This is a genomic window from Nocardia sp. NPDC060259, from assembly GCF_042728775.1.
Classification (GTDB): domain Bacteria; phylum Actinomycetota; class Actinomycetes; order Mycobacteriales; family Mycobacteriaceae; genus Nocardia.
Window position 1 is genome coordinate 66643 of record NZ_JBHXAY010000008.1, and the last position, 26828, is coordinate 93470.

Genomic DNA, 26828 nt, shown 5'->3' on the forward strand with positions numbered 1-26828 from the left:
CGTCACTCTAACCGGCGTCGCCGCCCTGAGCCGAACTCGTGCCGGTTCGGCCGCCCATCCGCTGACTGGGCAGCAGGCCCGCGTCCATCCGGCGCTGCACGTCCGCGCGCAGGACGAGGATGAACGCCCACACCGCGGCGAACACCAGGCCGATGATCCCGATCGACAGGTGGATGAACGTGCCTGCCAGCAGCAGCACCTGCAGGCCGAGGTTGAACGGGATCGCCCACGGCTTGCGCTGCACGCCCGCGCCGAGAATCATCAGCAACGCCAGCACCACGAGATAGGTGCCGGAGAACCAGGTGATCCCGCCGCCGACATCGGCGACCACCGGCAGCGCCAGCAGCACCACGATGGCCTCGAGGACCAACGTGCCCGCCATGACCCCGCGCAGACCCTTCCACGGATCGGTCGCCGGGGGTGGAACCTCACTCATGCCGGACCCTTTCCGAAGAGAGCGCGCGCCGCGCCCGCGGTCACCACCGAACCGGTGACAACGACACCGGCGCCGGAGATCACGTCACCGTCGTCGCCCGCCTGCTCGGCCAGCGCGATCGCCGATTCCAGCGCGTCGGGCAGGGTGTCGGCGGTGATCACCCGCTCGTCGCCGAAGCGCTGTACGGCCAGGTCGGCGAGGGCGTCGACATCCATGGCCCGTGGCGAACCGTTGCTGGTGACCACGATCTCGTCGAACACCGGCTCCAGTGCGTCCAGGATGCCCGCCGCGTCCTTGTCCGCGAGCACGGCGACGACCCCGACCAGCTTACGGAAGTCGAACTCGCTGGTGAGGGTATTCGCCAGCGCCTGCGCGCCGGCGGGATTGTGCGCCGCGTCGACGAAGATGGTCGGCGCGTTGCGCATCCGTTCCATCCGGCCGGGGCTGGCCGCGCTCGCGAAACCGGCGCGCACCGCCTCGATGTCGAGCTGCCGATCCGCGCCCGCGCCGAAGAACGCCTCCACCGCGGCCAGCGCGAGCGAGGCGTTGCGGGCCTGGTGCTCACCGTGCAGCGGCAGGAAGATCTCGTCGTAGACGCCGCCGAGTCCCTGCAGGGTGAGCAGCTGACCGCCGACGGCAACCGCCCGCTCCAGCACCCGGAACTCCGCGCCCTCGCGGGCCACCGCGGCGTCGACCTCGACGGCCCGGCGCAGCAGCACGTCCATCACCTCGGGCTCCTGCTCGGCGATCACCGCGACGGTGTCGACCGGGATCAGCGCCTCGGGCGCGCGCTTGATGATCCCGGCCTTCTCCCCGGCGATCGAGGCCAGGTCGGGGCCGAGGTACTCGGTGTGGTCGAGGCCGATCGGGGTGATCACCGCGACCTGCCCGTCGATCACATTGGTGGCGTCCCACGTGCCGCCCATGCCGGTCTCCACGACGGCCACGTCGACCGGTGCCTCGGCGAAGGCGGCGTACGCCATGCCGGTGAGCACCTCGAACTTGCTCATCGCCGGGCCGCCTGCCGCCTCGGACTGCTGGTCGATCATCCCGATGTAGGGCTCGAGTTCGCGGAAGGTCTCCACGTAGCGGGCCGGGCTGATCGGGGCGTTGTCGATGCTGATCCGCTCGGTCGCCAGCTGCAGGTGCGGGCTGGTGATCCGGCCGGTGCGCCGGTGCAGCGCGGTGAGCAAGGCGTCGATCATCCTGGTCACCGACGTCTTGCCGTTGGTGCCGGCGACATGGATCGCCGGGTAGCTGCGCTGCGGGTTGCCGAGCAGGTCCATCAGCGTGGCGATCCGGGTCAGCGACGGCTCGATCTTGGTTTCCGGCCAGCGCTTGTCCAGCTCGGCCTCGACCAGCGCCATCTCGGCCAGGTCGACCGGCGACGGCCCGGCGCCGAGTGGAGCCGGGCGGTGGTCGTCGGCTTCGTACTGCGGCTCCGGCTCGTCGTTCACTTGCCGCTCAGCTCCGCCAGGCGGGCGCCGATGCGCGCGACTTCGGCCGCGGCCACATCCCGGCGGCCGGTGATCTTGTCGACGACCTGCTGCGGCGCCTTGGCCAGGAACGCCTCGTTGCCCAGCTTGGCCGTGGTGGTGTCGAGGTCCTTCTGCGCGACCGCGAGATCCTTTTCCAGCCTGCGGCGTTCGGCGTCGAGGTCGATCGCGCCGGAGGTGTCGAGCTGCACGGTGACCGTCGCGCCGGACAGGCGGACCTGCACCTCGGCGGTGGTGGCGAAGTCGTCACCCGGTTCGGTCAGGCGGGCCAGGTTGGCCACCGAGCCGGCGAACGCGCCGAGCCCGGCCTCGTCCAGGCCGACCAGCGTGGCCTTCACCTTCTGCTTGTCGGCCAGGCCCTGATCGCTGCGGAAGCGGCGGATCTCGGTGATCAGGCGCTGCGTGTCGGCGACGCGCTGCGCGGCGACGGTGTCGGTGGCGATGCCGCTCGCGGCAGGCCACGGGGCGACGACCACCGACTCACCGCCGGTCAGCGCCTTCCACAGGGTCTCGGTGACGAACGGGATCACCGGGTGCAGCAGGCGAAGGACCGCGTCGAGCACCGTGCCGAGCACCACCGCGGTGCTCTCGGCGCGGGCGTCGGACTCGGCGAACTGCACCTTCGACAGCTCCAGGTACCAGTCACACAGTTCGTCCCAGGCGAAGTGGTACAGCGCCTCGCAGGCCTTGCCGAACTCGTAGGCGTCGAAGGCGGCGTCGACCTCGGCGCGCACCTCGTCGAGCCGGTCGACGATCCAGCGATCGGTGTCGGTGAGGGTCTCGCGCGGAGGCAGCTCACCGGAGCGCGCGCCGTTCATCAGCGCGAACTTGGTGGCGTTGAACAGCTTGGTGACGAAGCTGCGCGAGGCCAGCGCGTGCGGTTCGCCGACCGACAGGTCACCGCCGGGCTGGGCGCCGCGGGCCAGGGTGAAGCGCAGCGCGTCGGCGCCGTAGGAGTTGATCCAGTCCAGCGGGTCGATGCCGTTGCCACGCGACTTCGACATCTTCTTGCCGTACTGGTCACGGATCAGGCCGTGCAGGAAGACGTCCTCGAACGGCACCTGCTTCTGCCCGCCCTTGCCGACGGTGAGCGCCGGGTCCTCGCTGACGAACATGCCGAACATCATCATCCTGGCCACCCAGAAGAACAGGATGTCGTAGCCGGTGACGAGCACGCTGGTCGGATAGAACTTCGCCAGCTCCGGGGTGGCCTCGGGCCAGCCCATCGTGGAGAACGGCCACAGGCCCGAGGAGAACCAGGTGTCGAGCACGTCCGGGTCCTGCACCCAGCCCTCGGGCGCCTCCTCGTCCGGGCCGAGGCACACGATCTCGCCCTCGGGGCCGTACCAGATCGGGATGCGGTGACCCCACCACAGCTGGCGCGAGATGCACCAGTCGTGCATGTTGTCGACCCAGTCGAACCAGCGCGGTTCCTGGCTCGCGGGGTGGATCTTCACGTCGCCGTCGCGGACGGCGTCGCCCGCGGCCTTGGCCAGCGACTCGACCTTGACCCACCACTGCATCGACAGGCGCGGCTCGATCGGCTCGCCGGAGCGCTCGGAGTGGCCGACGCTGTGCGTGTACGGCCGCTTCTCCGCGACGACGCGACCCTCGGCCGCGAGGCGCTCGCGCACCTTCACGCGCGCCTCGAAGCGGTCCATACCGTCGAATTCGGTTCCGGTGCCGGTGATCCGGCCGCCCTCGTCCATGATCGTCGGCATCGGCAGGTTGTGCCGCAGGCCCATCTCGAAGTCGTTGGGGTCGTGCGCGGGGGTGATCTTCACCGCGCCGGTGCCGAACTCCGGGTCGACGTAGTCGTCGGCGATGACCGGGATCTGGGTGCCGGTGATCGGGTGGTAGACGGTGGAGCCGATCATCGCGGCGTAGCGCGGATCGTCGGGGTGCACGGCCACCGCGGTGTCACCCAGCATCGTCTCGACGCGGGTGGTGGCGACGACGACGTGCGGTTCGTTGTCGTCGAGCGAGCCGTAGCGCAGCGAGACCAGCTCGCCCTCGACGTCCTTGTAGTCCACCTCGAGGTCGGAGATGCCGGTCTTCAGCACCGGCGACCAGTTCACCAGCCGCTCGGCCCGGTAGATCAGGCCCGCGTCGTACATGCGCTTGAAGATGGTGCGGACCGCGCGCGAGAGGCCCTCGTCCATGGTGAAGCGGTCGCGGCTCCAGTCGATGCCGTCGCCGAGCGCGCGCATCTGCCACTGGATGGCGCCACCGGACTCGCGCTTCCAGTCCCACACCTTGTCGATGAACAGCTCGCGGCCGAAGTCCTCTTTGGTCTTGCCGTCGGCGGCGAGCTGCTTCTCCACCACGGTCTGGGTCGCGATGCCCGCGTGGTCCATGCCGGGCAGCCACAGCACCTCGTAGCCCTGCATCCGCTTGCGGCGGGTGAGGGTGTCCATGAGGGTGTGATCGAGGGCGTGGCCCATGTGCAGGGTGCCGGTGACATTCGGCGGCGGCAGCACGATCGAGTAGGCGGGCTTGCCGCTGGTCGCGTCGGCGCCGAAGTATCCGGCATCTACCCAGCCCTCGTACAGGTCGGCCTCTACCTCGCTGGGGTTCCAGCTCTTGGGCAGGGCATCGGCACGATTACGCGAGTTGTCTGGGGCTGCGCTGGTCACCCACCAATCCTAAGGGGCCCCGGCAAAGCAATTGACGCCCCCCGCCACAGCACGGCAGCGCCGAAAAAACAGAGACGGAATCTTCGGTGGATGAGGGACACCGAAGACTCCGTCTACCCCTGTGATACTACCGGCGATTCACCACGACCCGGGGGATCCATAGGCAATTCTCAGCTTCGCTCCCACGGCCGGGTGGCGTTTTGTCACCTGAGCACAACGACACGCGGAAGTTGTTGTGAGCCAGGCGTCTCCGCTGAACATCCGGGTGATCCCCGATTGCCGAATTGTCTGTTTTCCCGGAGTCTGGAGAGGGTGACGCCCCCGCTCGATTCCGCCGCGACTCCCCCGCCCCGATCCGCGCCGCCGCGGATCATCGCTCCCCACGCGCTGGTGGACCTACGCGCGGGCGACGTCGACCAGCTCCACTACCCGGCCGCCAGCGTGCTGGTCTTCGCCGGCGTGCCCGGCGCGGGCAAATCCACTGCGCTACACCGCTTCTTCGCCGCCGGTCCCGACGCCGAGGAGCCGGTGCGCACGGCTTCGGGTGCGCTGGTGCTCGATTCGAATCACACCCGCAACCGGTTGCGGCACCGGCTCGGCCTGCTGCCGTATCCGCTGTGGCGGCCGCTGGTGCACCTGGCGCACTACCGCGCGATCCGCGACGCGCTGCGCGCCGCCGACGGGCCGGTGGCGATCCACGACTGCGCGACGTTCGCCTGGAGCCGCCGGATGATCGCCCGCTGGGCGCAGGCCGGGCGCCGCGAGCTGCACATGGTGCTGATCGATGTGCCACCGACGCAGGCCAGGCACGGTCAGGTCACCCGAGGCAGGCGGGTCAACAGCGTGGCGTTCTCCGCGCACTGCCGCCGATGGGAGCGGATGATGCGGTCCCTCGGCGCGCGCGAACCCGGACCCGTCGCGCCGGTCCCGGAGCCGCTGGACTCGGCGTCGGTGGTGATCGTCGACCGGCCGACCCTCAGCTCGGTCACCCGTATCAGCTTCGACGCCGCCTAGGGCCGGTCTCGATCCGCAGCACGGGCGGCCGCCTTTACGGCACGAGCACCGTCAGCGCGCCCGGCATCGCCTGCACGGTGACCGGCAGCATCCCGGCCGGTTCGCCGTCGGCCGTGGCGTAGCCGCCGTCGACGGTGACGGTGATCCGCCGCGCCCGGTAGCGCTTGGTCGCCGGATGGTCGATGCGCTTACCCGCCGACAGCGCGGGCAACAGCCGCGCCATCTCGAGCCGGGAGACCGCGCCGACCACGGTGATGTCGAGGTAGCCGTCGTCAGCGAGGGCGTCCGGGCAGACCAGCATGCCGCCGCCGTAGGTGCGGGTATTGCCGATAGGGGCCATCACGGCATCGGTGTGGATCACCGTCTGTTCGCCGTCGGGGTTGTCGAGCGCGCCGGGCGCGAGGCCCGACAGCTCGATGGTGAACGGCAGCGTGTAGCCGCGCATCAGCTCGGCCACCGCGGCGACGGTGTAGCGCAGCGGGCCGCGCGGGTAGCGCATCTTGTTGGCGCGCAGGGTGACTCGCGCGTCGAATCCGGTGCCGACAACGGTGGCGAACCAGGTGGGTGTCGCGTACGTCGACTCGATCCGGCCGAGATCGATGTGGCGGACCCGGCCGCGCAGCACGATGTCGGTGGCCGCCTCCGGGTTGCCGGTCGGGATGCCGAGCTCCCTGGCCAGATCGTTGCCCGTGCCGGCGGGCACCAGACCGAGCGGCACGGTGCTGTGCGCGACCGCGGCCAGCAACACGTTCATCAGCCCGTCGCCGCCGACACAGATCACCGCGTCGGGCCGCCTGAGCTCGCTGGTGACGGCCGCCCTGACTTGCTCGACCGATTCGGCCGCGCTGGGCGCCCGCACCTCGGCCACCTCGACACCCTGAGCAAGCAGCCGCTCCAGCACCGCCTCGGCGACGCCGTCACCACGCCCCGCACCCGAATGCGGATTCGTGACGACGAGTACCCGCCGCACCGAAAGTTCACTCACGACTCCCCCTCGCCAGAGCTCGGCTCCGTCGCGCGCGAACGCGCGCTCTGCATCCGGTTCACTCGCCAAAGCTCCCTCACGGCACCAGCTTTCCAGGATTGAGCACCCCGGCGGGGTCGAGTTCGCGTTTCACCGCGCGCAAGACGCGAACGCCCAGGTCGCCGACCTCGGCCGACATCCACGGACGATGGTCGGCGCCGACGGCGTGGTGATGGGTGATGGTGCCGCCCGCGGCGATGATCGCGTCACCGACCGCGGACTTGGCGATGTGCCACTGCGCGATCGGGTCGTCGAGCTGCTTGGCGACGATGGTGAAGTACAGCGAGGCGCCGGTCGGGTAGGTGTGCGAGATGTGGCACATCACCAGCGCGGGCGTGCCCTGCGCGCCGAGCGAATCCATCAGCGCGCCGGTGACCTTGGTCTTCAGATTCGACAGGTTCGCCCAGGTGGTCGCGGTCTCCAGGGTCTCGCACAGCACACCGACATCGAGCAGCGCGTCACGCAGGTACGGCGCGGCGAAGCGGCCGTGCTCCCACTGCTGCGCGGGCGCCTCGCCGAGCGCGGTGCCGCCCGCGGCGGTCAGCAGGCCGCTGGCCTCCAGCGCGCGGGCGGCGACGTGCTCCTCGGTGCCCTCGTAGGTGGTGATGGCCAGGCAGCCCGCGACCGAAGCGCCGCCGACGTCGCCGGAGCGGGCCAGGTTCAGCCCGGTCTCGGCCTCGTCGGACAGCCGCAGCACCGTCGGCGCCGCACCGGTCTGCACCAGCGAGCGCAGCGCGGCCGCGCCGGTGGCGAAGTCGGGGAACGACCAGGCCTGGTAGGCGGTGGTTTCCGGGACCGGATGCACGCGCAGCGTCACCGAGGTGATGATGCCGAGGGTGCCCTCGGAGCCGACGAACAGCTCACGCAGGTCCGGCCCGGCGGCCGAGGCGGGTGCCCGCCCGAGTTCGACGGTGCCCTGCGGCGTGGCGATCACCAGTCGCTCGACCATGTCGTCGAAGCGGCCGTAGCCCGCCGAGGCCTGACCCGACGACCTGGTCGCGGCGAACCCGCCGATGGTCGCGAACTCGAAGCTCTGCGGAAAGTGCCCGAGCGAGAGCCCGTGCTCGCCGAGCAGCGCCTCCGCCCGCGGTCCGGCGAGACCGGCGCCCAGGGTCGCCAGGCCGCTGACCGGGTCGACCCCGGTGACGGTGTCGAGCCTGCGCAGATCCAGCGCGATGACGGTCGCGAACTGTCCGCGCACCGGATCGACACCGCCGACCACGCTGGTGCCGCCGCCGAACGGGACGACGGCGATGCCGTGCTCGGAGCAGTAGCTCAGCAGGGCGAGGACCTGGGCATGATCGGCGGGGAAGAGGATCGCGTCGGGCGCGTCCTGCGGGCCGTCGGCCCTGCGGCGCAACAGATCCGGGGTGCTCTTGCCGCCCGCGTGGCGCAGCCGGACGACATCGGCGGTGCTGAGATGTTCGTCACCAACGACGGCCGTGAGCCCGGCCCGATCGTCGGCCGTGAGAGTGGAGGGGCGCAGCGGCACGTCGCCCTCGTCGCGACGCGCCACCGGCTCGCCCGAGATACCGAACACCTGCGCGAGCAGGCCGCGGATCTGCGCCGACAGGGGCTGGTGTCCAGCGGGGACACCCCAGGCGTCCCACACCATACTCGGCTGCAGGGTGGTGGCACCGGCATTTTCGGGTTGCGTCTCGACCATGCGTTACATTCTGACATATAGTGTCAAGCAGTAACCAGTACGATAAGTCCTCGAGTCGGCATCCGACCGCTGTCGGATGTCACTGCCCCGCATTCACGACACCGACCCCGCTGGTCCGCTCGATACCCTTGAGCGTTGCCAGCTCGACCACTGCGCCGGATCCGGCGCCGCCGAACACACCGGGGTGAAGCACGATGATCGAAATCGCGACCAACGCGGACGAGCAACTCTCGCCCACCGACGTGGCGATTCTCGATGCCACGCGGGCCTGTGTCGTCGACTTCGGCGTCCGTCGCACCACCCTCACCGAGGTGGCGCGCCGCGCCGGGGTCAGCAGGCCGACGGTGTACCGGCGCTGGCCCGACACGGGTTCGCTGATCGCCGAACTGCTCGTGCGCGAGCTACGCACGATCGTCGGCGAGACCATGCCCGAGATCGGCCTCGGCCGGGACCGGCTGGTCCGTGGCATCGTCGCCGGTGCCGCGGCGATCCGGGCGAACGCGGTGTTCGCCAAGATCTTCCGCACCGACACCGATCTGATGCTCACCTATGTGTTCGGCAGGCTGGGGCGCAACCAGCGCACGCTGATCGAGCTGTTCGCGACCGCGATCCGGCTCGGCCACGACGACGGATCGATCCGTGCGGGCGATGCCGAGCAGATGGCGGCCATGCTGCTGCTCATCACCCAGTCCGCGGTGCAGTCCGCGGGCACGGTGGAGCCGCTGCTGGCCGGTGCGCAGTTCGACGCGGAGCTGTCGAGGGCGATCGAGGGTTACCTGCTCCCGCCACGCGACAAGGACTGTGATGACTCCTGATTCGAAGTTCGCCCTCAACGCGACCCGCCGCACCGCCGACCTGACCGCCCTCGGCGATCGGCCCGAAGTCGACGTCCTGGTGATCGGCGGTGGCGTGACCGGCGCCGGTGTCGCCCTCGACGCCGTGTCCCGTGGCCTGCGCACCCTGCTGGTCGAGCGCGCCGACTTCGCGTTCGGCACCAGCCGCTGGAGTTCGAAGCTGGTGCACGGCGGCCTGCGGTACCTGGCGAGCGGGCGGGTCGGGATCGCACACGAGAGCGCAGTCGAGCGCGGCGTCCTGCTGCGGACCACCGCGCCGCACCTGGTGCGCCCGCTCCCCCAGCTGGTGCCGCTGCTGCCCGGTATCAAGACGGCCCAGAGTTCACTCATCCGCGCGGGTTTCGCCGCCGGTGACGCGCTGCGCATCGCCGCCCGCACCTCCGCCGACACCCTGCCGCGCTCGCGCCGGGTCGCCGCCGCCGAGGCACTGCGACTGGCGCCGACCGTGCGCCGCGACGGGCTGCGTGGTGGTCTGCAGGCCTGGGATGGCCAGCTCGTCGACGACGCGCGCCTGGTCGTCGCCCTGGCCCGCACCGCGGCCGCCGAGGGCGCGACGGTGCTCACCCGCATGGAAGCCGTTGCCGCGACCGGCGATTCGGTCCAGCTGCGCGACACCCGCACCGGCGAGACGCTGACCGTGCGGGCGCGCGCGGTGATCAACGCGACCGGCGTGTGGGCGGGCGAGGTCGACCACAGCATCAAGCTGCGGCCCAGCCGCGGCACCCACCTGGTGTTCGACGCCTCCGCGTTCGGCGGCTTGAGCGCGGCGCTGACGGTGCCGGTTCCTGGCAGCATCAGCCGTTTCGTCTTCGCTCTGCCCGCCGCGCACGGCCGCGTCTACCTCGGACTCACCGACGAGGAAGCGCCCGGCCCGATCCCGGACGAGCCGCAGCCCACCGAGTCCGAGATCGACTTCCTGCTCGACACCATCAACACCGCGCTGCGCGAACCGCTGACCCGCGCCGACATCCGCGGCCGCTTCGCCGGCCTGCGCCCGCTGCTCGAGACCGCCGACGACAGCACCGCCGACATCTCCCGCGAGCACGCGGTCCTCACCTCCCCCGACGGCCTGATCACCGTCGTCGGCGGCAAGCTCACCACCTACCGCCAGATGGCCCAGGACGCCGTCGACGCCGCCGTCGCCCACGCCGCGCTGCCCGCGTCGAACTGCCGCACGACCCGCCTGCCCCTGGTCGGCGCGGTCGCGGGCGCGGCACGCGACCGCATCGACGCACCCCCGGTCCTCATCGAGCGCTACGGCAGCGAGGCGGGCCAGATCGTCTCGGCCTGGCTGGCCGACCCGTCCCTGCGCGAACCGGTCGCCCCCGGAATCGACGTCACCGCCGCCGAATTCGACTTCGCCATCAGCCACGAGGGCGCCCTCACCGTCGACGATCTCCTCGACCGCCGCTCCCGCATCGGCCTGGTCCCGTCCGACCGCGCCGCCGCCACTCCCGCCGCGGAAGCCGCGTTCGCCCGGGCTGTCGTCGGCAGCTGACCGCGCGACTGCCCGTCAGCGCGGCAAACGGGCATCCGCGACGGTGAGCCGCCCGCACCGCGACGACCGCCCGGTCGGCGGGTGCGCTCGGCGAGCGGAAGGTCAGCCGTCGACCCAGGTGGCCAGGTCTACGCGCATGCAGGCGCGTGGCCATTCGTCGAGGCCGTGGGCGATCTCGGCGGCGCGGATGGCCCGCAGCTCCGGTGTCTCGTCGGCGGCGGGGATGTAGGTGAAGCCGAGGCGCTCGTAGTACGGGCCGTTCCACGGCACCTCGGTGAAGGTGGTGAGGGTGATCTCGTGCAGCCCACGGTCTTTCGCCCAGTGGACCGCGTGGTCGATCAGGCGTTTGCCGAGGCGAAGGCCCGCGTGGGCCGGGTCGACCGACACCTGGTCGATGTGCGGCTGTCCGTCGACGAGACCGAGCACCAGGTAGCCGATCGGGCGGCCGGTGTCGTCGGGCCACACCCACGCGCGCTCGGCGGCGATGTATTCGCGCAGGGTGTCGGCCTGCGGCGGCTCGTCCTCGGCGACCGCGGTCATGCCGACCTCGGCGAACGGCGCACCGGCACGTTGCTCGATCTCCTGCAGCACCGGGATCTCGGACTCGCTCGCGGGTCGGATCGGGCCGCCGACCACCGGTCGCCGCTCGGCGGTCCCTGGCTGATCGACGCCGGTCACCGCGTCCGCCGGGGTGGCGATGATGCCGCTGAGCAGGGCGCGCAGAGCCCACCGGGCGCGGGCATCGCCGCCCGCGGTCATCTGCGCACGCAGGGCGACGATGGTCGGGTAGCGCTCGGCGGGCAGTTCGGCGAAACGCTCGGCGATGTCGTCCGCCTCGGTCCCGCCCTCGACGTCGCAGGCGGCCCGCTCGGCGGCTTCGGCGGTGATGTGCCGGTGGATCAGGTCGACGGCCCAGGTGGCGGTCGCCGGATCGAGGCCGCCCTCGCGGAGCAGGGCGAGGAGCTGTTCGATCAGGCCGAGCGCGTGTTCGGTCGCCGGGAGCCTGCCGAAGGCGTGCGGCGCGAGACCCGCGTGCTTGCCGAGCGCCTCGATCGTGTTCTCGACGACGGCGGTCAGGCGCTGCCGCCAGTCACCATCGGTGGGCGTGGTCACGGTGGACAGGACGTGGTCGAGCATGCCGGTCATGAGGTCGTCGCGATGGGCGACGTAGACGTAGAGCGAGGCGGCGCCGGTGTCGAGTTCCTGGGCGACCCGGCGCATGGTCAGCGCGGCCGGGCCGTCGGTGTCGAGGATGCGCAGTCCGGTCCGAATGACCACCTCGCGACTGAGCGGGGCTTTCGCCGGTCTGGCCCGGCGACTGACGGGTGCGGCATTCATGCGCCGATCCTACGCGGCGCACGAACGACGTTTGGCACGAACAACGTTCGCACTCCGCACCGACCTCAACCCTCAGCCCCCGCGCGCCAGTCGTTCTATGCTGACAACGGCCAGTCCGACAAGGAGGCATTGATGCGCGCGCATTCGTCCACCGTGGCCATCGTGCCCGGGACCGGGATCGTCGCCCGATTCGGCGACGTCGTCGTCTATCTCGCCGGCGAGACACCGTCCACCGATCGCCTACTCGGCGCGGTCGAGACCGTCGCGATGAGTACCGCGGCCTCGTCGCCCGGTGCGGCGCTGGCCCAGCGACTAGCCGGTGTCGTCTTCGGTGGCGCCTCCGCACCGCCGCCGTTCGGTGTGCTGGCGCCCACCGCCGACGGGATGCTGATCTTGTTGCGCGGCGCGGTGATCGCCGAGATCTCCGGCGCCGAGGGCAATCGCCGCCTCGCCGGCGACCGTGCCTTCACCTGGGTCGACGAGATCATCCGCGAACCCGTCCGCCGGATCGCGGTCGGCGCCGAGATGGCCGACCCGACCAGCGCCAATCCGCGCACCGATCTGCGGGCGGGCATCGTCACCGGCAACGGTTTCGTGCTCACCCTCGGCCGCCGCCGCAATCCGGCGCCGCGCCGCGTCGAGGCGATCGACGAGCCGCCGCCGACCGAAGCCACCGGTTTCCGGGCACTGCGCGAGCCGTCCGGCCATGTCGAGAACGGCGAGGCAAGGCCCGCCACCGCCGGTTTCGCACTGCCCGGCGACTCCGCGCCCGGATCCACCGGTCCGGCAACCGGTTTCGTGCCCGAGGCGGGCAGCGCCGACGGCGAGACCGTGAGCACGGGCTCGCGGCCGAACACCGGTGACGGCGTCACCGTCAGCACCGGCCCGCGCAACACCCCGGCCACCAACGCCCCCCTGGCCTGGTCACAGGCCTTGGATGCCGCGAAGCTGGCCGAGCCCGTCGCGCTGGGAAAATCCGGGCCGCAGCCGAGTAGTCCGCGCGGCGCCCTGGTCACCGAGGACGGGCTGAGCTACCCGCTGGACCGGCCCTACGTCCTCGGCCGTAACCCCTCCGGCGACGAATCGGTGCGGGCCGCCGCCGCCACCCCCATCCTGATCGAACGCGACCGGCTCGTCTCCCGGGTCCATGCCTTCGTCGCCCCCGACCGTGGCAAGGTGTTCGTCCGGGAAGCCCCCGCCACCTCCGGTACGTTCTTCGCCGCCCCCGATTCCGAACGCTGGTCCCGCGTCGGCACCCTTCCCATCGAGCTACAGCCGGGCTGGCGCCTGCGGATCAACGATTTCCTGCTGACCTACTGCGTCTGAGAGACCGCTTCAGGCCGAACTATCCCGACGCCCGTGGTGTGCACGCTGTGCGTCCACGGGCGTCGGATCGCTGTTCGGCTCAGGCCTCGAGGGCGTCGAGCAGCGCCGCGCGCTGGCGAGCACCGAGCCCGCCGATGCGGCGATCCTCGGGGATCTCGGCCTGATCCATCAGCTTGGCCGCCTTCACCGGGCCGACACCCGGCAGCGCCTTGATCACCGCAGCGACCTTGGTCTTCTTGACCAGGTCGTCGCTGTCGGCCTTCTTGAGCAGATCGGCGACGGTGACCTTGCCCTCCTTCACCTTGCCGATCAGTTCCGAGCGCGCCTTGCGCACGGCAGCCGCTTTGGCCAACGCCTCGGTGCGCTGTTCGGCGGTCATCGTAGGCAGTGCCATGTCTCCTCCGCTTCCACTCGTCACTCGAACAACTCGAACATCTGATTGACGGACCGAGTAAACAGCAACCGAACGGCAGCACCAGTCCGACACACCGCGAGGATACGCCGATGAGTTTTGCGTGGTGAGCCCGTCGTAATGGGTGAACGCCCAGTAAGACGGACGAAACGGACGAAACTCCGCCGAGTGACGCGCGTAACACCACACCGGCCTGCGACGAAAAATTCAACAGAAGCACCGAACGGGATCAAGGTTCAACGGCGAACCACGGAGGATCAACGAAGCTCCTCGGCCCCGGGCGCGACCGGTTCCCCGGTCGTCACCGTCTCCCCGTGACAGTGCGGTTCCAGCTACACAGTTGTGCGCCAGACGTTTTCCGGCCTCCGCGGGCCGGCCCTAACCGGCCCGCGGTTGTGCTCTCTGCCACCTTATGCGCAAGAATGACGCGACCCGGCGAACCCTTTTGCTAACTGGAGTTGCGATGCGCGAGGAACACCCGCTCGATGACGAGGTCGTTGCGTTGCCGGTCCGGGTCGAACGGGCCAGGCGACGCATCGCCTACCAGTCCGATCCGGCCCTGACCGACGCACTGTCCGAGGACGAGCTGCGCGCCGAGCGCGAACTCGCCGAGAAGATCCGCACCTACGAGCGCGACCAGCGCTGGAAGCAGATCAAGTCGGCCTCCATGCACGCCGATCGGCTGCGCGAGACCACCGCCGAGATGGAGCGGGCCGAGATGGCCGACGTGATGCTGGCCCGCAAGGCCATCGCCGCGCAGCGCCGCGAATCCAACCCGCGCGCCCGGCTGGCCTCGCTCTACCAGCACCGCACGTGGTCGCTGCGCGCACTGGCAGGCGTGGTGATCGCGGGCATGCTGTGGTCGGCGGTCAACGTCCAGCACAACATCGCTCCTGGCGGGCCGAGCGACCCGCTCTACTGGGCCAGCTTCGGCCTGGAGGCGATGATCAGCGTCTGCCTGATCATCATCATGATCGGCACCACCCGCGTGGCCGAGTGGGGCGTGATGGGCAACCGCACCCAGGTCCTGGTCGCCGAGCTGTTCCTGCTCGCCCTCACCATCGCCCTCAACACCTATCCGCACCTGAGCGCCGGGCACTGGTACGACGCCGCGGTGCACGCCGTGGCCCCGGTGATGATCGGTGTCGCCCTGATGATCCACAACGCCGCCAGCGCCCGCTACAGCACCGCCATCGCCCGCGCCTCGGCCGAGATCCCCACCGACGACGCCGAAGACCTCCTCTCGGCGGCTCCGGCCTTCCGCGAGGGCTAGCAGAACGCGAAGAGGGCCCGTACTCCGATCGGAGTACGGGCCCTCTCTTTCGTGGCTCTAGGCCGACTTCTCGCGGCGCTCGGTGCGCTGGGTCTTGCGGGGCACGATCGTCGGCAGGACGTTCTCGGTGACGGTGTCGGCGTCGACGACCACCTTGGCGACGTCGTCGCGGCCCGGGATGTCGTACATCACCGGAAGCAGGACTTCCTCCATGATGGCGCGCAGGCCACGGGCGCCGGTGCCGCGCAGGATCGCCTGATCGGCAACGGCTTCGAGGGCGTCGGTGGTGAACTCGAGGTCGACGCCGTCCATCTCGAAGAGCCGGACGTACTGCTTGACCAGCGCGTTCTTCGGCTCGGAGAGGATCTTGACCAGCGATTCCTTGTCCAGGTTCGTCACCGAGGCGACGACGGGCAGGCGGCCGATGAACTCGGGGATCAGACCGAACTTGATCAGGTCCTCGGGCATCACGTCGGCGAAGTGGTCGTCGGTGTCGACCTCGGCCTTGGAGCGGACCTCGGCGCCGAAGCCGATCCCGCGGTGACCGGTGCGGTCGGAGATGATCTTCTCCAGGCCCGCGAACGCGCCTGCCACGATGAACAGCACGTTGGTGGTGTCGATCTGGATGAACTCCTGGTGCGGGTGCTTGCGACCGCCCTGCGGCGGCACACTCGCCTGGGTGCCCTCCAGGATCTTCAGCAGCGCCTGCTGCACGCCCTCGCCGGAGACGTCACGGGTGATCGAGGGGTTCTCGCTCTTGCGGGCGATCTTGTCGACCTCGTCGATGTAGATGATGCCGGTCTCGGCGCGCTTGACGTCGTAGTCGGCGGCCTGGATCAGCTTCAGCAGGATGTTCTCGACATCCTCACCGACGTAGCCCGCCTCGGTGAGCGCGGTGGCGTCGGCGATGGCGAACGGCACGTTCAGCATCTTCGCCAGCGTCTGCGCGAGGTAGGTCTTACCGCAGCCGGTGGGGCCGAGCATCAGGATGTTCGACTTGGCCAGCTCGACGCTCTCGCCGCGGCTGTCGCGGCCCTTGTCGCCGGCCTGGATGCGCTTGTAGTGGTTGTACACCGCGACCGCGAGGGTGCGCTTGGCCGTGTCCTGGCCGATGACGTAGTTCTCCAGGAAGTCCCGGATCTCCGAGGGCTTGGGCAGCTCGTCGAGCTTGACCTCGCTCGACTCGGCCAGCTCTTCCTCGATGATCTCGTTGCAGAGGTCTATGCACTCGTCGCAGATATAGACCCCGGGGCCCGCAATGAGCTTCTTGACCTGCTTCTGGCTCTTTCCGCAGAACGAGCACTTGAGCAGATCGCCGCCGTCTCCGATGCGCGCCATCTCGTAGGTCCCTACTTCCTTGTCCGAGTGCGACCGTCGTCCCCCGATTGGGCCGGAAATACGTTTCGGTGCCGTCAATCAGAGCAATGGTCCCTGAGTCGACCGTACCTGGTGTGCGCGAATGAGGTCGACAACTCGCGCATGTTTCTGTTCAGGGTTGTGCGGGTTCTCACCATTGTGGGCCAACCCGCGCGAAATTGGTGGGCCCGCCGCCGAAACTGCGGCGACGGGCCCGGGCGTGTCACTTCTGTCCGCTGAGCTTCCGGTAGTCGAAGACCTGATCGACGATGCCGTATTCCTTGGCCTCCTCGGCCGTCAGGATCTTGTCGCGGTCGGTGTCCTTGCGGACCTGCTCCTCGGACTTGCCGGTGTGACGCGAGATGGTGACCTCCATCAGGCGGCGCATCCGCTCGATCTCGGCCGCGGCGATCTCGAGGTCGGACACCTGGCCCTGCACGCCACCCGAGGACGGCTGGTGAATCAGGATGCGCGCGTTGGGCAGCGCGGCGCGCTTGCCGGGCGCACCGGCGGCCAGCAGCACCGCGGCGGCCGAGGCGGCCTGGCCGAGGCACACCGTCACCACGTCGGGGCGCACGTACTGCATGGTGTCGTAGATGGCCATCAGCGCGGTGAACGAGCCACCGGGCGAGTTGATGTACATCGTGATGTCACGATCGGGGTCCTGGGACTCCAGCACCAGCAGCTGCGCCATGATGTCGTTCGCCGAGACGTCGTCGACCTGGTTGCCCAGGAAGATGATGCGCTCTTCGAACAGCTTGTTGTACGGGTCGGAAGTCTTGACGCCGAACGAAGTCTGCTCGGTGAACTGCGGCAGGATGTAGCGCGCCTGCGGGAGGCCCGCAGCGGAGCCGCCATGTCCGGCGCGCGGGTCGAAGAGGTTGGCCATCTTTATCTCCAAGCTTGTCTCGAGTGAGGGGGGACGGCGGCGTTACTTCGCCTGGTTCGCGTGGCTGACCACGTGGTCGATGAAGCCGTATTCGAGGGCTTCCTTCGCCGTGAACCAGCGGTCGCGATCCGCGTCCTCGGTCACCTGTTCCACCGACTTGCCGGTGTGCAGCGACTGCAGCTCGTTGAGCTCCCGCTTGGTGTGCGCGAACTGCTCGGCCATGATGGCGATGTCGGCCGCCGAACCACCGATGCCCGCCGACGGCTGGTGCATCATGATCCGGGTGTGCGGCAGCGCGAAACGCTTGCCCTTGGTGCCCGCGGTCAGCAGGAACTGCCCCATCGACGCGGCCAGGCCCATCGCGACGGTCTTGATGTCGCACTCGGCGAACTGCATGGTGTCGTAGATCGCCATGCCCGCGGTGACCGAGCCACCAGGGGAGTTGATGTAGAGCGAGATGTCCTTGGTCGGATCCTCGGCGTCGAGCAGCAGGATCTGGGCGCACAGCTTGTTGGCGATGTCGTCGTCGACCTGGGTGCCGAGGAAGATGATGCGCTCGCGCAGCAGCCGCTCGTACACCGAATCACTGAGGTTGAGACCAGCAGTAGCGGCTGTCATGACCCCTGCCTGGTTGATTGTCACGGATACCTGCCTTCTCTTCTCACCGATTTGCTACGGCCATACGGTTCGTCGTCACAAACAGTAACGAAGCAGGGCGGCACCGAACTCCCGGTACCGCCCTTCTTCGCTCACAGCGCAATCCAAGCACCCCGGTAGGGGTACCGGTCACACCGGCATCACAAAACCTATTCGGCGGCTGCCTCGACCTGCTCGGTCTCGGCGGAATCCGCGGGGTCACCGAACATTTCGGTGGTGTCGACCACGTTGCCCTCGGAGTCGGTGACCTTCACCTGACCGACGACACCGGCCAGCGCCTTGCCGCGACGGACGTCGGCGAACACCGCGCCGAGCTGACCGGCCTGCTGCACCTGCTGGATGAACTGCTCCGGCGACATGCCGTAGCGCTGGGCCTGGAACAGGATTCGCTCGGTGAGCTCCTGCTGGCCGACCTGGGTGTTCTCGGCCTCGGCGATGGCGTCGAGCAGCAGCTGGGTCTTGACCGACTTCTCGGCGGCTTCCTGGGTGTCCTTGTCGAACTCCTCGCGGGAGGAGCCCTGCGCCTCGAGCGCCTCGGCCAGCTTGGCCTCGTCGTGGTCGAAGCCGTGGACGGCGTCGTGCAGCACCGCGTCGACCTCGGCCTTGACGACGGCCTCGGGCAGCGGGACCTCGACGGTCTCGAGCAGGGTGTCGAGCACCTTGTCACGGATCTGACCGGCCTGCTCGACCTTCTTGACGCGCTCGACGCGGCCCTTCAGGTCTTCCTTGAGCTCGTCGATGGTGTCGAATTCGCTGGCCAGCTGGGCGAACTCGTCGTCGGCCTCGGGCAGCTCGCGCTCCTTCACCGACTGCACGGTGACGGTGATGACGGCTTCCTTACCGGCGTGCTCGCCGGCGACCAGGGTGGAGGTGAACTCCTTCGACTCGCCGGCCGACAGACCGGTGACCGCCTCGTCGAGGCCCTCGATCAGCTGACCCGAACCGACCTCGTGCGACAGACCGGTGGTGGCCGCCTCGGGGACGTCCTCGCCGTCGACGGTGGCCGAGAGGTCGATCGACACGAAGTCGCCGTCCTGCACGGCGCGCTCCACACCGGTGAGGGTGCCGAAGCGCTGACGCAGCGAGGTGAGCTGCTGCTCGATGTCGGTGTCCTCGATGGTGAACGCGTCGACGGTGACCTCGAGGCCCGAGTAGTCCGGCAGCGCGATCTCGGGGCGCACGTCGACCTCGGCGGTGAACGCCAGCTCTTCGCCGTCTTCGATCTTGGTGATCTCGATCTCGGGCTGGCCGATGACCTTCACCTCGGCGGACTGCACGGCCTCGGCGTAGCGGCCCGGCAGGGCGTCGTTGACGACCTGCTCCAGCACGGCGCCACGGCCGACGCGGGTCTCGATCAGCTTGGCCGGAGCCTTACCCGGACGGAAGCCGGGGATCTTGACCTGCTGGGCCAGCGCCTTGTACGCCTTGTCGAAGTCGGGCTTCAGCTCCTCGAAGGGCACCTCGACGTTGATCCGGACCCGGGTCGGGCTCAGCTGCTCGACGGTGCTCTTCACGGACATGCTCCTTGGTTCGTAGTTCATGTGGTGTCCCCGCATGGGGCGTCGCACCCTGAGGCGGCGCACAATGCGCATCCCGACCAGGGTAGTTGACCGCGTTCGCGGCCGTGCAATCGGCAGTTGTTTGGGCGGCGGCTAGCGGCCGACCTGCACCGCGTCGGTGACGAAGACCAGCGTCTCGTTCGGCGCGACGCCGTTGCCACCGTCGCCGTAGCCGAGGTTCGGCGGCACGATCAGCAGCCTGCGCGTGCCCTGCTGGACCCCGAGCAGACCCTGGTCCCAGCCCTCGATGACCTGGCCGGCGCCGAGGGTCAGCTGGAACGGCTTGCCGCGCTTGAAGGAACTGTCGAGGGTCTGCTTGTCCGACCAGGTGACCAGCGCGTAGTTCATGGTCAGCGGCTGACCCGCGACCGCGCCGGGGCCGTTGCCCGCGACCAGGTCCTTGACGATCAGCGTCTTGGGCGGGTCGCAGGAGTCCGGGATGGTGATCTCCGGCGCGTCGCCGTAGCCACCGCTGACCTTCACATCGTCGGCGGTGCACTCGCGGCCCTTGCTCGCCGTCGGCGCGCCGGCGGCGGCGCTGGTGGTCGACGTCGTGCCGGACGACTCCGTGTCCGAGCCGCACGCCGCTGTCGCGATCGCGGCGGCCGCGACGAGTCCGATGCCGATGATCCTGCCGAGAGAATGCATGGCCCGCACAGTAATAGACCGCTGATCCGGGCCCTGGTACCGGCACGGCGGTAGGCTCGGCGGTGCGTTTCTCCACCGGTGTCGCCGAGTGTCGAATCGGCGCAACGGACAGGTCCCGCGGCGCGCGACGCCGCAGCTCACCCAGTGCGAGGAGAGTCCGCGATGACCAGGACCAGCGATATCGAGCGCGACACCGCGGCCGACAACGTGGGCGGCGGCGACGGCGAGACCATCGCCCCGAAGCCCTATGCCCTCACCGACGCCCCCGGCCCGCTGACCCGTGACGAGCTCGTCGCGGTGGACACCTGGTGGCGGGCCTCGAACTATCTGGCGGTCGGTCAGATCTATCTGATGCGCAACGCGCTGCTGCGCGAGCCGCTGCGGCCCGAGGACATCAAGCCGCGTCTGCTCGGCCATTTCGGCACGGTGCCCGGCCTGAATCTGGTGTGGGCGCACGCGAATCGGGTGATCAGGGAACGCGACCTGAACGCCGTCTACGTGGCGGGCCCCGGCCACGGTGGACCCGGCCCCAACGCCTGCGCCTGGCTGGAGGGCGCCTACGCCGAGCTCTACCCCGATATCCCGCGCGACGGCGACGGCATGCGCAGGCTGTTCCACCAGTTCTCCTTCCCCGGCGGCGTCCCGAGCCACTGCGCGCCGGAGACGCCCGGCTCGTTCCACGAGGGCGGCGAACTCGGCTACAGCCTGCTGCACGCCTACGGCGCCGCGCTCGACCATCCCGATCTGACGGTGTTCTGCGTGATCGGCGACGGCGAGGCCGAGACCGGTCCGCTCGCGGGCAGCTGGCACGCGAACAAGTTCCTCAACGCGGGCCGCGACGGCGCGGTGGTGCCGATCCTGGCGCTCAACGAGTACAAGATCGCCAATCCGACCATCTTCGCCCGTATCCCCGAGGCGGAACTGGTCGCGCTGCTGCGCGGATACGGCTACGAGCCGATCATCGTCTCCGGCGACGATCCGGCGCCGGTGCACCAGGCGATGGCCGCCGCGATGGACACCTGCCTCGACCTGATCGCCGGGTTCCAGCGCGCGGCCCGCGAGGACGGTGTCAGCACCCGGCCACGTTGGCCGATGATCGTGCTGCACACGCCGAAGGGCTGGACCTGTCCCCCGGTGGTCGACGGCGAGCGGGTCGAGGGCACCTTCCGCGCCCATCAGGTGCCGCTGCCCGCGGCCCGCACCAACCCGCGGCACCGGCGCGTGCTGGAACAGTGGCTGCGGTCGTATCGGCCCGACGAGCTGTTCGACGAGGGCGGCACACCGGTGCCCGCCCTGCTCGAGCAGATCCCGGACCGGCCGATGAGTCTCAATCCGGTGGCCAACGGCGGCCTGCTGGTACGTGACCTCGACCTGCCCGACTGGCGCGAGTACGGCGTCGAGGTCGAGCAGCCGGGTGCGGGACAGCACGAGGCGACCCGGGTGCTCGGCGGCTGGCTGCGCGATGTCACCGCGCGCAACCCGCACAATTTCCGCACCCTCGCCCCCGACGAACTGGTCAGCAACCGGCTGCGGGACATCCTCGAGGTGACCGGCCGGGACTGGCAGGCCGAGGTCGGCCGCTGGGACGTCGACCTGTCCCCGACCGGCCGTGTCGTCGAAGTGCTCTCCGAGCACATGTGCCAGGGCCTGCTGGAGGGCTACCTGCTGACCGGCCGCCACGGCGTGTTCACCTGCTACGAGGCGTTCATCCACATCGTCGACGCCATGTTCAACCAGCACGCCAAATGGCTCGACGCCAGCCTGGCGGTGCCGTGGCGGCGCAAGATTCCCAGCCTGAACTACCTGCTCACCTCGCATGTGTGGCGCCAGGACCACAACGGATTCACCCATCAGGACCCGGGATTCCTGGATGTCGTCGCGAACAAGAGTCCCGAGATCGTGCGGGTGTATCTGCCGCCGGACGCCAATACCCTGCTGTCCACCTACGACCACTGCCTGCGCTCGCTGCACTACGCGAATGTGGTCGTCGCGGGCAAACAGCCCGGGCCCGACTGGCTCTCGGTGCCCGAGGCGGCCGTGCACTGCGCTCGCGGGGCAGGCATCTGGGAGTGGGCTTGCCACAACGACGAGCTGGGCGCCACGCCCGATGTGGTGCTCGGCTGCGCGGGCGACATTCCCACCCTGGAAACCCTGGCCGCCGCGGCGATCCTGCGTGATCGGCTGCCCGATCTGCGGCTCCGGGTGGTCAATGTCGTCGACCTGATGCGCATGCTGCCCGCCGACGAGCATCCGCACGGCCTGGCCGATCCCGAGTTCGACGCGCTGTTCACCACCGACCGCCCGGTGATCTTCGCCTTCCACGGCTACCCGTGGCTGGTGCACCGGCTCACCTACCGCCGCACCAATCACGCCAATCTGCACGTGCGTGGATATAAGGAGAAGGGCACGACCACCACCCCGTTCGACATGGTCATGCTCAACGATCTCGACCGCTTCCACCTGGTGCTCGACGTGATCGACCGGGTCCCCGGCCTGCGCGAGCGAGCGGCGGGACTGCGCCAGGAAATGGTCGACGCGAGGTCGACCGCGCGCCGCTGGACGAGGGAGCACGGCGAGGACATCCCGGTCGTCGCGAACTGGGTCTGGCCCGACGCCGCCATCCCCACTGTGACGTAACGCGCTTGCGGCCCGGGCCGCGCCTGCACGACCATGGAGGCGATGACCGAGTCCCACCGCACCGACCACACCCTCCCCCGCGACCGCCGCGACCTCACCGGACCGTTCGACGTGATCGGCGACGTCCACGGCTGCCGCGGCGAGCTCGAGACCCTGCTCGGCGAACTCGGCTACCTGATCGACCGTGACGAGCGTGGCCGGGCGGTCGGCGCCGCCCATCCGGACGGGCGCACCGTGGTCTTCGTCGGCGATCTCGTCGACCGCGGCCCCGACACCCCCGGCGTGCTGCGCCTGGCGATGGGCATGGTCGCCGCGGGCACCGCCCTGTGCGTCACGGGCAACCACGACTACAAGCTGGTGCGCGCCCTCGACGGCCGCAATGTCCGGATCGCGCACGGCCTGGAACGCTCACTGGCCCAGCTCGCCGACGAGGCCCTCGAATTCCGCACCGCCGCGCACACTTTCCTGCGCGAGCTGCCCAGCCACTATCTGCTCGACCACGGCAAGCTGGTCGTCGCGCACGCGGGCCTGCCGGAAAGCCTGCACGGCAGCACCTCCGGCCGGGCCCGCTCGTTCGCCCTCTACGGCTCCCCCACCGGCGAATACGACGAACACGGCCTGCCCATCCGCTACGACTGGGCCAGGGACTACCGCGGCACCGCCACCGTCCTCTACGGCCACACCCCCGTCACCAAGCTGACCTGGGTCAACAACACCCTGTGCCTGGACACCGGCGCCGTCTTCGGCGGCAGCCTCTCCGCCGTGCGCTACCCCGAACTGACCACGATCTCCGTTCCCGCCGAACAGATCTGGACCGAACGCGCAGGCATCACCCCCGCCGGTTAGGCCTGGCCGCGGTCCTTCTCGATCTTGCGTCGCGCCGTCGTCGCCGAATCGTCAACTCGACATCCCGCACCGGTCGGCCGCGATGTGGCGAATCGGGCTTACCATCAGCGGCGGACGACCCGACTCACTGCCGAGGAGAGGTTCATGCGCCGAACGTTGCTCGCACTGGCCGTGCTCTGCCCACTGGTCGGTGCGGGGGTGGCTACCGCGGATCCGGCGCCGCCCGGGGCGAGTACCGCGGGGACACTGACCGTCCGGGCGATCACCGGTCGCGAACCGATCCCCGTCAACCGCGCCGAGATCACGGTGACCCGCTGCGACGAGACCAAGGTCGTCTCGACCCTGACCAGCGGCGCCGACGGTCGCGCCGCCATCGCGCTGCCCGACGGCTGCTACGAGGCGAGGGTGATCACCGTGCCCGGTGGTTGCGCCCTCGCCGACACCGAACCGGTACAGCTCGAGGTCCGCCGGCGCACCGCGGTCAGCACCGAATTCCGCTTCCGCTGCGCCTGAGCGGCAGCGAGATTCAGCGGCGGCGGTCCGCCGGGCTGGATGGGCGAAATTTCTTCGCGCGCACCAGCCTTCGGGTCAGTCCTTCGGTCCGCCCGCGACGTAGATGACCTGACCGGACACGAACCCGGCGCCCTCGCTCGCGAAGAACGACGCGGTGTTGGCGATGTCCTCGGGCTTGCCGACCCGGTTGACCGGGATCTGCGCCGCGGCGGCCTGTTTGAACGCCTCGAAGTCGACACCGACCCTGGCGGCGGTGGCCGCGGTCATCTCGGTCTCGATGAAACCGGGCGCGATCGCGTTCGCGGTGACACCGAACTTGCCCAGCTCGAAGGCCAGGGTCTTGGTGAAGCCCTGCATGCCCGCCTTGGCCGCGGAGTAGTTGGCCTGACCGCGGTTGCCGAGCGCGGAGGTGCTCGACAGGTTCACGATGCGCCCGAACTTGGCGTCCACCATGTACTTCTGCACCGCGCGGGTCATCAGGAAAGCGCCACGCAGGTGCACGTTCATGACGGTGTCCCAGTCGTCGACCGACATCTTGAACAGCAGGTTGTCGCGCAGCACGCCCGCGTTGTTGACCAGGACCGTCGGCGCGCCGAGCTCGGTGGCGATCCGCTCGACCGCCGCGGCGACAGCGGCTTCGTCGGAGACATCGGCGCCCACCGCGAGCGCACTGCCACCGGCGGCTTCGATGGCGGCGACGGTGTCGGCGCAGGCTGCGGCATCGAGATCGAGGACGGCGACGGCATATCCGTCGGCGGCGAGCTTGACGGCGACGGCGGCGCCGATACCCCGTGCGGCACCGGTGACGATGGCGACCCTGCGTTCCGTGGACATGAGCACTCCTACCTCGCCGACACAACCCTGCAACTGGGCGAAATGGTGATGGTCGGGGTGACAGGATTTGAACCTGCGACCCTCCGCTCCCAAAGCGGATGCGCTACCAAGCTGCGCTACACCCCGAGGCCTCGCAGGCTGCGACGCCGTCGAGGGAATTCATGTTTGAGCGGGTGACGGGAATCGAACCCGCACCATCAGCTTGGAAGGCTGAGGTTCTACCATTGAACTACACCCGCAGGCATACGACATCGATGGGATCGCCACGATGTCGTGTGCGACACGACTGTACCGAATCCCGCGCGATAAATGCCAATCCGCCCCCTGGCGAGCACGGCGACGCGCCCTCCTCCACGGTGCTGTCACCCGCCGGCGCAGCGCCCGATTAGGGCCTAATGACCCTAGCCGTGGAAACCCTCCGACCGACACCATTGTTGATGCGCGCCTATGGGGACCGGCGCCTGCTCCACCGGGGGATTAAATAGGAGAATTTTCCTTAAAAACCTGGCATGTGGGCGGCGAGTAGGCCACCATGAGATGGCGCGTGACGGCTCCTTGTCGGGGGGAGTCGTGGCCACTCGGCCGCAGTGTCACGACTCGCCCCCTTTGCCAGGAGGAACCCATTGGCGACCCAACGTCCACCACCTCGAGATGGGCAACACGCTGCGCGTTTCGGTCCTCCCAAAGTTTTTCCGGGAAGCGTGTAACACCCGAGCGCCTGCAGCGATGTCATACCCGATCGCCATTCGCGAGAGACCTGCAACGTGTTCTACTACGCGGCTTTTAGGTCTCGGGTGGCTTGCTAGGATCCTTTTTGCCGGACGGGGGTATCTGGAAAGGGGGCGGTGAGCGTGTGCCGAACTCGGTGGACTCAACCGCGTAGCAGTGCGAACGATCGAGGTGGCAAGACCGTCGCCACCTTCCGCCGGTGATATCGATGACTGTCCACATCGAGCCACCGGTCGCCGCGATGGCCCGCGCCTGGGCCCGCGCGGTGTGCGCCGAACCGGGATCGTCCACGGCGCCGCACCAGCTGGAGCCGGTGCTCGTCGAGATCGTCGAGCGGCTGCTGCATCTGGCTCGGACCGAACCGTTCCCGGTGCCACAGGCGCGGATGCTCGGCGCCCGGCTTGCCGAGGCGCCATTCGAACGCACCAGGATGCTGGCGCATGCCACCCGCTGGCTGCTCGGCTTCCCCTCCGGCGTGCCGGGATCGCTGGTGGCCACCCGCTGGCCGCTGGTCGCCAGCCAGGCCATCGACAGCTACGCGCAGGCGCTGCAGGAACGCGCGCTCGCGCAACAGGAACAGAACATCTCGGCGAAAGTGTCACTGCGCGTACAGGAGATCGCCGCGCTGCAGCACCGCTTGCGGCACGAAGCAACCCACGACGCGCTCACCGATCTGGCCAACCGCACGCTGCTGCAGGAACGAGTACGGGCCTTCGCGGCCGACCCGACCCGCGGCGTCGGCGTGCTGGTCGTCGATCTGGATCGGTTCAAGCAGATCAACGACGGCTACGGACACGCGATCGGCGACGAGGTACTGGTCGAACTGGCCAACCGGCTGCGCGAGGTGTGCCCGCCCGACACGGTGATCTGCCGGTACGGCGGCGACGAGTTCGTTGTCGCGGCCAATCCGCGCCGCGACACCCTCGGCGAGCTGGCGCACCGCGTGGTGGCGGCGCTGCGCGACCCGGTGTGGTCGAGCGCGGGGCCGGTACCGGTCTCGGCCAGCGTGGGCACGGCGTTCTGCGCGCCGGGAAAGACGTGCGATTTCACCGATCTGCTGCGTCGCGCCGACCGCGCGATGTATTCGGCGAAATCCGCGGGCGGGCGGCGTTTCGCGCTCGCCGAATCGGGCGACCCGGAACTGGGAACCGCGGTCGCGGGCTGAGTCGGATCGCGAAGCCTGCACT

At 69.5% G+C, this 26828-nt stretch carries 22 protein-coding genes and 2 tRNA genes; 9 read left to right on the forward strand and 15 right to left on the reverse strand.

Features of this window, described 5'->3' with window-relative positions; genetic code table 11:
* Positions 1-7 precede the first annotated feature (7 nt).
* The 3 genes from ACFWF2_RS06015 to ACFWF2_RS06025 all read right to left on the reverse strand — a co-directional run bounded on the left by ACFWF2_RS06015 (position 8) and on the right by ACFWF2_RS06025 (position 4568).
* Complete coding sequence (locus ACFWF2_RS06015) at positions 8-436, reverse strand: DUF4233 domain-containing protein (protein ID WP_379305080.1); 429 nt, start codon at positions 434-436, stop codon at positions 8-10.
* Positions 433-1803: a bifunctional folylpolyglutamate synthase/dihydrofolate synthase gene (locus ACFWF2_RS06020; RefSeq protein WP_379305169.1), complete on the reverse strand. Its 1371-nt coding sequence runs from the start codon at positions 1801-1803 to the stop codon at positions 433-435. The genes ACFWF2_RS06015 and ACFWF2_RS06020 overlap by 4 nt, the downstream gene beginning before the upstream one ends.
* Positions 1804-1889: 86 nt before the next feature.
* The gene (locus ACFWF2_RS06025; protein WP_379305082.1) at positions 1890-4568 is read right to left on the reverse strand and encodes a valine--tRNA ligase; all 2679 of its coding nucleotides are present in this window, start codon (positions 4566-4568) and stop codon (positions 1890-1892) included.
* Positions 4569-4880: 312 nt separating this feature from the next.
* On the opposite strand from ACFWF2_RS06025, the gene ACFWF2_RS06030 reads away from it, so the two are divergent.
* Complete coding sequence (locus ACFWF2_RS06030; protein WP_379305084.1) at positions 4881-5582, forward strand: AAA family ATPase; 702 nt, start codon at positions 4881-4883, stop codon at positions 5580-5582.
* A 34-nt stretch (positions 5583-5616) separates the two neighbouring features.
* On the opposite strand, the gene ACFWF2_RS06035 is transcribed toward ACFWF2_RS06030, so the two are convergent.
* Positions 5617-6567 (reverse strand): YegS/Rv2252/BmrU family lipid kinase, encoded by a 951-nt coding sequence (locus ACFWF2_RS06035; protein WP_379305086.1) that lies wholly within the window; start codon positions 6565-6567, stop codon positions 5617-5619.
* 76 nt (positions 6568-6643) lie between these two features.
* Positions 6644-8272 (reverse strand): FAD-binding oxidoreductase, encoded by a 1629-nt coding sequence (locus ACFWF2_RS06040; RefSeq protein WP_379305088.1) that lies wholly within the window; start codon positions 8270-8272, stop codon positions 6644-6646.
* Positions 8273-8466: 194 nt separating this feature from the next.
* On the opposite strand from ACFWF2_RS06040, the gene ACFWF2_RS06045 reads away from it, so the two are divergent.
* Both ACFWF2_RS06045 and ACFWF2_RS06050 read left to right on the forward strand, forming a co-directional pair.
* Positions 8467-9087, forward strand: a complete 621-nt coding sequence (locus tag ACFWF2_RS06045) for a TetR/AcrR family transcriptional regulator (protein WP_379305090.1) — start codon at positions 8467-8469, stop codon at positions 9085-9087.
* Positions 9077-10624, forward strand: a complete 1548-nt coding sequence (locus tag ACFWF2_RS06050) for a glycerol-3-phosphate dehydrogenase/oxidase (RefSeq protein WP_379305092.1) — start codon at positions 9077-9079, stop codon at positions 10622-10624. Before ACFWF2_RS06045 ends, ACFWF2_RS06050 begins: the two co-directional genes overlap by 11 nt.
* Before the next feature lie 102 nt (positions 10625-10726).
* On the opposite strand, the gene ACFWF2_RS06055 is transcribed toward ACFWF2_RS06050, so the two are convergent.
* Positions 10727-11962 (reverse strand): GNAT family N-acetyltransferase, encoded by a 1236-nt coding sequence (locus tag ACFWF2_RS06055; protein ID WP_379305094.1) that lies wholly within the window; start codon positions 11960-11962, stop codon positions 10727-10729.
* Positions 11963-12094: 132 nt separating this feature from the next.
* Between ACFWF2_RS06055 and ACFWF2_RS06060 the strand changes: the two genes are divergently transcribed.
* Positions 12095-13288, forward strand: coding sequence for an FHA domain-containing protein (locus tag ACFWF2_RS06060; protein ID WP_379305096.1), 1194 nt, complete (start codon positions 12095-12097; stop codon positions 13286-13288).
* A 79-nt stretch (positions 13289-13367) separates the two neighbouring features.
* On the opposite strand, the gene mihF is transcribed toward ACFWF2_RS06060, so the two are convergent.
* Positions 13368-13682, reverse strand: coding sequence for an integration host factor, actinobacterial type (gene mihF, locus ACFWF2_RS06065; RefSeq protein WP_019045768.1), 315 nt, complete (start codon positions 13680-13682; stop codon positions 13368-13370).
* A gap of 481 nt (positions 13683-14163) precedes the next feature.
* Here mihF and ACFWF2_RS06070 point away from each other — a divergent pair, with 481 nt between their 5' ends.
* Positions 14164-14973, forward strand: a complete 810-nt coding sequence (locus ACFWF2_RS06070; protein WP_379305098.1) for a hypothetical protein — start codon at positions 14164-14166, stop codon at positions 14971-14973.
* Between the two features lie 57 nt (positions 14974-15030).
* Here ACFWF2_RS06070 and clpX read toward each other — a convergent pair whose 3' ends face one another.
* The 5 genes from clpX to ACFWF2_RS06095 form a co-directional block, all read right to left on the reverse strand.
* Complete coding sequence (gene clpX / locus ACFWF2_RS06075) at positions 15031-16311, reverse strand: ATP-dependent Clp protease ATP-binding subunit ClpX (RefSeq protein WP_189032986.1); 1281 nt, start codon at positions 16309-16311, stop codon at positions 15031-15033.
* 241 nt (positions 16312-16552) lie between these two features.
* Complete coding sequence (locus ACFWF2_RS06080; protein WP_218721479.1) at positions 16553-17218, reverse strand: ATP-dependent Clp protease proteolytic subunit; 666 nt, start codon at positions 17216-17218, stop codon at positions 16553-16555.
* 42 nt (positions 17219-17260) lie between these two features.
* Positions 17261-17836 carry an ATP-dependent Clp protease proteolytic subunit gene (locus ACFWF2_RS06085; RefSeq protein WP_379030323.1) on the reverse strand — a complete coding sequence of 192 codons (576 nt, stop codon included), beginning with the start codon at positions 17834-17836 and terminating at the stop codon, positions 17261-17263.
* A 188-nt stretch (positions 17837-18024) separates the two neighbouring features.
* Positions 18025-19389: a trigger factor gene (gene tig, locus ACFWF2_RS06090; protein ID WP_379305100.1), complete on the reverse strand. Its 1365-nt coding sequence runs from the start codon at positions 19387-19389 to the stop codon at positions 18025-18027.
* A gap of 138 nt (positions 19390-19527) precedes the next feature.
* A complete protein-coding gene (locus ACFWF2_RS06095) occupies positions 19528-20082 on the reverse strand; it encodes an FKBP-type peptidyl-prolyl cis-trans isomerase (RefSeq protein ID WP_379305102.1) in 555 nt (184 codons plus the stop codon).
* 162 nt (positions 20083-20244) lie between these two features.
* Between ACFWF2_RS06095 and ACFWF2_RS06100 the strand changes: the two genes are divergently transcribed.
* The 3 genes from ACFWF2_RS06100 to ACFWF2_RS06110 all read left to right on the forward strand — a co-directional run bounded on the left by ACFWF2_RS06100 (position 20245) and on the right by ACFWF2_RS06110 (position 24078).
* Complete coding sequence (locus tag ACFWF2_RS06100) at positions 20245-22719, forward strand: phosphoketolase (RefSeq protein WP_379305104.1); 2475 nt, start codon at positions 20245-20247, stop codon at positions 22717-22719.
* 42 nt (positions 22720-22761) lie between these two features.
* Positions 22762-23565 (forward strand): metallophosphoesterase, encoded by an 804-nt coding sequence (locus tag ACFWF2_RS06105; RefSeq protein ID WP_379305106.1) that lies wholly within the window; start codon positions 22762-22764, stop codon positions 23563-23565.
* A gap of 144 nt (positions 23566-23709) precedes the next feature.
* Positions 23710-24078 carry a hypothetical protein gene (locus ACFWF2_RS06110; RefSeq protein WP_379305108.1) on the forward strand — a complete coding sequence of 123 codons (369 nt, stop codon included), beginning with the start codon at positions 23710-23712 and terminating at the stop codon, positions 24076-24078.
* Positions 24079-24153: 75 nt separating this feature from the next.
* Here ACFWF2_RS06110 and fabG read toward each other — a convergent pair whose 3' ends face one another.
* From fabG to ACFWF2_RS06125, 3 genes are all read right to left on the reverse strand, one after another.
* Complete coding sequence (fabG, locus tag ACFWF2_RS06115) at positions 24154-24912, reverse strand: 3-oxoacyl-ACP reductase FabG (protein WP_379305110.1); 759 nt, start codon at positions 24910-24912, stop codon at positions 24154-24156.
* Positions 24913-24961: 49 nt separating this feature from the next.
* Positions 24962-25038, reverse strand: a tRNA-Pro gene (locus ACFWF2_RS06120).
* Between the two features lie 42 nt (positions 25039-25080).
* Positions 25081-25151, reverse strand: a tRNA-Gly gene (locus ACFWF2_RS06125).
* A 698-nt stretch (positions 25152-25849) separates the two neighbouring features.
* Between ACFWF2_RS06125 and ACFWF2_RS06130 the strand changes: the two genes are divergently transcribed.
* Positions 25850-26806 (forward strand): GGDEF domain-containing protein, encoded by a 957-nt coding sequence (locus tag ACFWF2_RS06130; protein ID WP_110039617.1) that lies wholly within the window; start codon positions 25850-25852, stop codon positions 26804-26806.
* Positions 26807-26828 lie beyond the last annotated feature (22 nt).

What these genes read in the sequence shown, in the direction of transcription:
- ACFWF2_RS06015 (WP_379305080.1), bottom strand. Translation starts at nt 436, where the DNA reads ATGAGTGAGGTTCCACCCCCGGCGACCGATCCGTGGAAGGGTCTGCGC.
- ACFWF2_RS06020 (WP_379305169.1), bottom strand. Translation starts at nt 1,803, where the DNA reads ATGGCGCTGGTCGAGGCCGAGCTGGACAAGCGCTGGCCGGAAACCAAG.
- ACFWF2_RS06040 (WP_379305088.1), bottom strand. Translation starts at nt 8,272, where the DNA reads ATGGTCGAGACGCAACCCGAAAATGCCGGTGCCACCACCCTGCAGCCG.
- ACFWF2_RS06045 (WP_379305090.1), top strand. Translation starts at nt 8,467, where the DNA reads ATGATCGAAATCGCGACCAACGCGGACGAGCAACTCTCGCCCACCGAC.
- ACFWF2_RS06050 (WP_379305092.1), top strand. Translation starts at nt 9,077, where the DNA reads ATGACTCCTGATTCGAAGTTCGCCCTCAACGCGACCCGCCGCACCGCC.
- ACFWF2_RS06055 (WP_379305094.1), bottom strand. Translation starts at nt 11,962, where the DNA reads ATGAATGCCGCACCCGTCAGTCGCCGGGCCAGACCGGCGAAAGCCCCG.
- ACFWF2_RS06060 (WP_379305096.1), top strand. Translation starts at nt 12,095, where the DNA reads ATGCGCGCGCATTCGTCCACCGTGGCCATCGTGCCCGGGACCGGGATC.
- mihF (WP_019045768.1), bottom strand. Translation starts at nt 13,682, where the DNA reads ATGGCACTGCCTACGATGACCGCCGAACAGCGCACCGAGGCGTTGGCC.
- ACFWF2_RS06070 (WP_379305098.1), top strand. Translation starts at nt 14,164, where the DNA reads ATGCGCGAGGAACACCCGCTCGATGACGAGGTCGTTGCGTTGCCGGTC.
- clpX (WP_189032986.1), bottom strand. Translation starts at nt 16,311, where the DNA reads ATGGCGCGCATCGGAGACGGCGGCGATCTGCTCAAGTGCTCGTTCTGC.
- ACFWF2_RS06080 (WP_218721479.1), bottom strand. Translation starts at nt 17,218, where the DNA reads ATGGCCAACCTCTTCGACCCGCGCGCCGGACATGGCGGCTCCGCTGCG.
- ACFWF2_RS06085 (WP_379030323.1), bottom strand. Translation starts at nt 17,836, where the DNA reads ATGACAGCCGCTACTGCTGGTCTCAACCTCAGTGATTCGGTGTACGAG.
- ACFWF2_RS06095 (WP_379305102.1), bottom strand. Translation starts at nt 20,082, where the DNA reads ATGCATTCTCTCGGCAGGATCATCGGCATCGGACTCGTCGCGGCCGCC.
- ACFWF2_RS06100 (WP_379305104.1), top strand. Translation starts at nt 20,245, where the DNA reads ATGACCAGGACCAGCGATATCGAGCGCGACACCGCGGCCGACAACGTG.
- ACFWF2_RS06105 (WP_379305106.1), top strand. Translation starts at nt 22,762, where the DNA reads ATGACCGAGTCCCACCGCACCGACCACACCCTCCCCCGCGACCGCCGC.
- ACFWF2_RS06110 (WP_379305108.1), top strand. Translation starts at nt 23,710, where the DNA reads ATGCGCCGAACGTTGCTCGCACTGGCCGTGCTCTGCCCACTGGTCGGT.
- fabG (WP_379305110.1), bottom strand. Translation starts at nt 24,912, where the DNA reads ATGTCCACGGAACGCAGGGTCGCCATCGTCACCGGTGCCGCACGGGGT.
- ACFWF2_RS06130 (WP_110039617.1), top strand. Translation starts at nt 25,850, where the DNA reads ATGACTGTCCACATCGAGCCACCGGTCGCCGCGATGGCCCGCGCCTGG.